The organism is Phreatobacter oligotrophus, from assembly GCF_003046185.1.
GTDB classification, from domain to species: Bacteria; Pseudomonadota; Alphaproteobacteria; order Rhizobiales; family Phreatobacteraceae; genus Phreatobacter; species Phreatobacter oligotrophus.
In genome coordinates, this window is the sequence record NZ_PZZL01000045.1 from 1 (window position 1) to 3,725 (window position 3,725).

The 3,725-nt window shown below is 62.4% G+C and carries 2 protein-coding genes and 2 pseudogenes; all 4 read left to right on the top strand.

Annotated elements, in window-relative coordinates; genetic code table 11:
* Nucleotides 1–324 precede the first annotated feature (324 nt).
* The gene (locus C8P69_RS24640; protein WP_425440785.1) at nt 325–447 is read left to right on the top strand and encodes a hypothetical protein; all 123 of its coding nucleotides are present in this window, start codon (nt 325–327) and stop codon (nt 445–447) included.
* 244 nt (nt 448–691) lie between these two features.
* A pseudogene (istA, locus tag C8P69_RS23160) lies at nt 692–1,984 on the top strand (IS21 family transposase).
* Nucleotides 1,981–2,913, top strand: a pseudogene (istB, locus tag C8P69_RS23165) (IS21-like element helper ATPase IstB). Before istA ends, istB begins: the two co-directional pseudogenes overlap by 4 nt.
* A gap of 316 nt (nt 2,914–3,229) precedes the next feature.
* Nucleotides 3,230–3,658, top strand: a complete 429-nt coding sequence (locus tag C8P69_RS23170) for a class I SAM-dependent methyltransferase (RefSeq protein ID WP_108179789.1) — start codon at nt 3,230–3,232, stop codon at nt 3,656–3,658.
* Nucleotides 3,659–3,725: the final 67 nt, after the last annotated feature.

Below are 3,725 nucleotides of genomic sequence, written 5' to 3' on the forward strand. Positions count from 1 at the left end.
ACCATCGCCTCCGCGACGGCCTTCCTCTACGCAGCCGCCGCCATGGTTCTTATCCGCCGCATCGCGCGAGCGTCATGAGTTCCGGGACGGACTCTGAGGCAGGGGGGGCGGCTCCGCTTCCGCGAGAGAGGCGTGGAGCCGGGGTCGAGATCGTGTTGATGGTCGCCGGCTGATCGTTGAGGGGGCGATCAACGTGGAGGTTTTCCTCCGCCTGGCTCGGGGCCCGGAGACGCCGTGATGATGCCGGCCCCGATGGGCGTGAATGTGTGGCTGGCAACGGGCCACACCGACATGCGGGAAGGCCTTCCCTCGCTGGCGTTATAGGTGCAGGAGGCGCTGAAGCACGATCCACTTAGCGGGCACATCTTCTGCTTCTGGCGCCGGCGTGGCGAGCTGATCAAAGTGATCCGGCATGAAGGCCATAAGCGTCGAAGGCGTCGCGATTGATCGGTCCGGCGAACATGAAGAGCCCCAGTTAAGACGCGAAGGGTGAGCACGTCAACGAAGGTCGTCGTCTCCAGTGTCCATGTGGCACCTGTCAGTGGCCACCGAATACTCCCTGAATGTGGCCTTTGAATTTTCCTTGGTTGGACGCTGCCGGGAGCCTGTGGAGGGCATGCCCTCCACAGGCTCGCTTTCTCCGACCGCCGCTGATGATGCCGTCTCGAGGATCGGGACGGGGGCAGTGCGGGTGGTCCAGCTTGGAGAACTGGTGATGATCCTCGACCTGCATCGGCAAGGTCTGTCCGTGACCGCGATTGCGCGGCGGACGGGCCGCGATCCGAAGACGGTTCGCAAATACATTGAGCGTGGCCTTGAGCTGCTGGTCTATGGGCCACGTCAGGTCGGCAGGCTTGGCAAACTCCTGCCCTTCGTCGACTACATCCGCGAGCGCCTCATAGCCTTCCCGGATCTGACGGCCACCCGGTTGCTGCGCGAGATCCGTGAACGCGGCTATGGGGGTGGCTACTCGCAGGTGAAGCGCCTCGTAGCGGCGGTTCGGCCCAATGCAGGGCCGCGACCTTATGAGTTCCGCTTCGAGACCCCGCCCGGCCTGCAGGCACAGGTGGACTTCGCCCGCTTCGTCGTCGCCTTCGAGAACGAGCCCGGCGTCAACCGGATCGTCTGGTTGTTCAGCCTGGTCCTCGGTCACTCGCGCCATCTGTTTGCGCGCTTCGTCCATCATCAGGACCTTCAGACGCTGCTGCGCCGTCATATGGCGGCCTTTGCGGCGATCGGCGGCGTTACGGTCGAGATCCTCTACGACCGCATGAAGACGGCGCTGACCGGCGAGGATGAGGGCGGCCACATCATCTACAACCGCTCGCTTTTGGCGCTGGCGCAACATTACGGCTTCCTGCCGCGAGCCTGCCGGCCGTACCGGGCCAAGACGAAGGGCAAGGTGGAGCGGCCCTTCCGCTACATCCGAGAGGACTTCTTCCTCGGCAGGTCCTTCCGCGACCTGGATCATCTGAACGCCGAGCTGGGCCTCTGACTCGACACGGTCGCCAACGTCCGCCTCCACGGCACCACCAACCGGATTGTGGCCGAGGCCTTTGCCGCCGAGCAGCCTGAGCTCCAGGCGCTGCCTGCCGGCCCCTTCGATGCCCTGATCAAGTTGGAGCGGCGCGTCAGCCATGACGGGTTCGTCGCGATTGGCGGCAACTATTACAGGGTGCCTGACCGCACACGCCGGGCGGTTGAGGTGCATCAGCTGGCTGACGAGATCCGCGTCCTGGATGGCGGCCGACTCGTGGCGCGCCATCCTGTTGTGGAGGGCCGCAAACAATACCAGATCGATCCGGCGCATCGGCGAGGCAACGCGGCGAGAGGGGCGGCAAATGGGGTCCAGCATCGCCGGGATGACGAGATGGCGTTCCTCCGGCCCGGTGAGCGCGTCGCGGCCCGCTCGCTCTCCATCTACCAGGCCATCGGCGACCGGCTCGCCGCTCAAGGCACCGGCGCGAACGGAGGCCGCTCATGAGCGCTTCCGTTCGCCACCCTCAACCGACGACGCTCGACAGCATCAAGAGAAGCCTTGTGGCCCTGCGCATGCCGCAAGCGCTCGAGGTGCTCGATGGCGCCATCCGCCGCATCGAGCAGGGCGAGATCGACGCCATCGCAGGGCGAGATCGACGCCATCGCAGCGCTCGATCAGATCCTGATGGAGGAGCTGTCCATCCGCGAGACACGCCGGATCAAGACGGCCATGATGCTCGCGCGGCTCACCACGATCAAGACGCTTGCCGGCTTCGACTTCGCCTTCCAGCCATCGCTCGACCGGAACCGCATCCTGGCGTTGGCCGAGTTGACCTTCATCGAGCGCGCCGAGGTGGTGCAACTGCTTAGTCCACCCTGGACTGGCAAAAGCCATCTGGCCACAGCCCTTGCCGTCGAAGCGATTAAGGCGGGCAAAAGCGTCACCTTCTCGACGCTGCCTGACCTCGTAACCTCCCTCGCCAAGGCCGAGAAGGAGGGCACGCTACGGGAGCGGATCCGCTACCTCGTCCGCCCCCAGCTCCTCGTGGTCGACGAGATCGGCAACCTGCCTGTGGTGCCCGGCGTCGGCAACCTGTTCTTCCGGCTGGTCAATGCGCGCTACGAGAAGGGCGCCATGATCCTCACCTCAAACCGCGGCTTCGCCGAGTGGGCGACATCTTCGGCGACCCCGTCGTCGCAACGGCGCTCCTCGACACGCTCCTCCACCACCCCGTCGTGATCCAGATCGAGGCGTCAAGCTACCGCTTGCGCCAGCACGCAGACCTCGTGACCGAGCACGTCCGCTCGAAAGCCGTCATCACCCCGCCACCGGCCCAAAGCGCCGCGATGCACCCGTCGCAACGGCGCCCAGAACTCGAACGCGAATATCGACCGATAGCGCTCTCGACATGTCCGGCGGCCCCCAACCGGTAGACGGTCTCAATCACTTCCCGCCCGATTTGGGAATCCCTTACGATTCATTCAGGTCGGGTTCCGCTTTAATCGTCCGATACGACGGGTTTCGATCCTGCGCCACCCCAACTAGGTACGTGAGCTGTTTACACCATGCTACACGCGCCAGTATGTCGGATGTGCCTCGCGATTGCTCTTGGCGGCTAATTTTGCTTCTTTCCCGCGGTGCGGCCACCTCAGGTCCCGTCTGAGGCGGTTTATCAGACAACAGGTATAGAGAGATCAGATGTCTAACCCTTGAAATAGTGATCATCCGTACAGTTACGGCAGTTCGTGGATGTCGGCATTAAGTTATCTAAAGTTAATCAACGAACGCTATACCGGTGATCCTGATAAACACTGGTTCTCGTACAGTATTGAAAAGTATATTTGCACAGGTGATACTTCGCAAAAGAGCGTGCTGATTCTTGGATCAAATGAAGGTTGGATGGAAATTGCTCTGCGCCAAGCGGGCTTTGCTGGCCGTATCGTCGCCAGCGACATCGCTGACAAGGCGTTGGAACGCGCCAGCAAGCGAGTACGTGAACTCGGTCTGCAGGGCGTTGAGCATCAGCGCGCGGATTTGAATGTCGATAGGTTCCCCGCGGTAACGTTTGATTTTGTGGTGGTGGAGGGCGTTCTTCATCACATTGAAAATATAGCCTTTTGCATTGAAGGACTGAACCGCCCCGGTTTTGCCGGCAACTGTATTCAGCTGGAGCCCTGAGGGACGTACCTCCGGCCACTGGCGATCATGGCATTGAGGGTTACGAGCAGCTTTCGCGCGGTGGCTA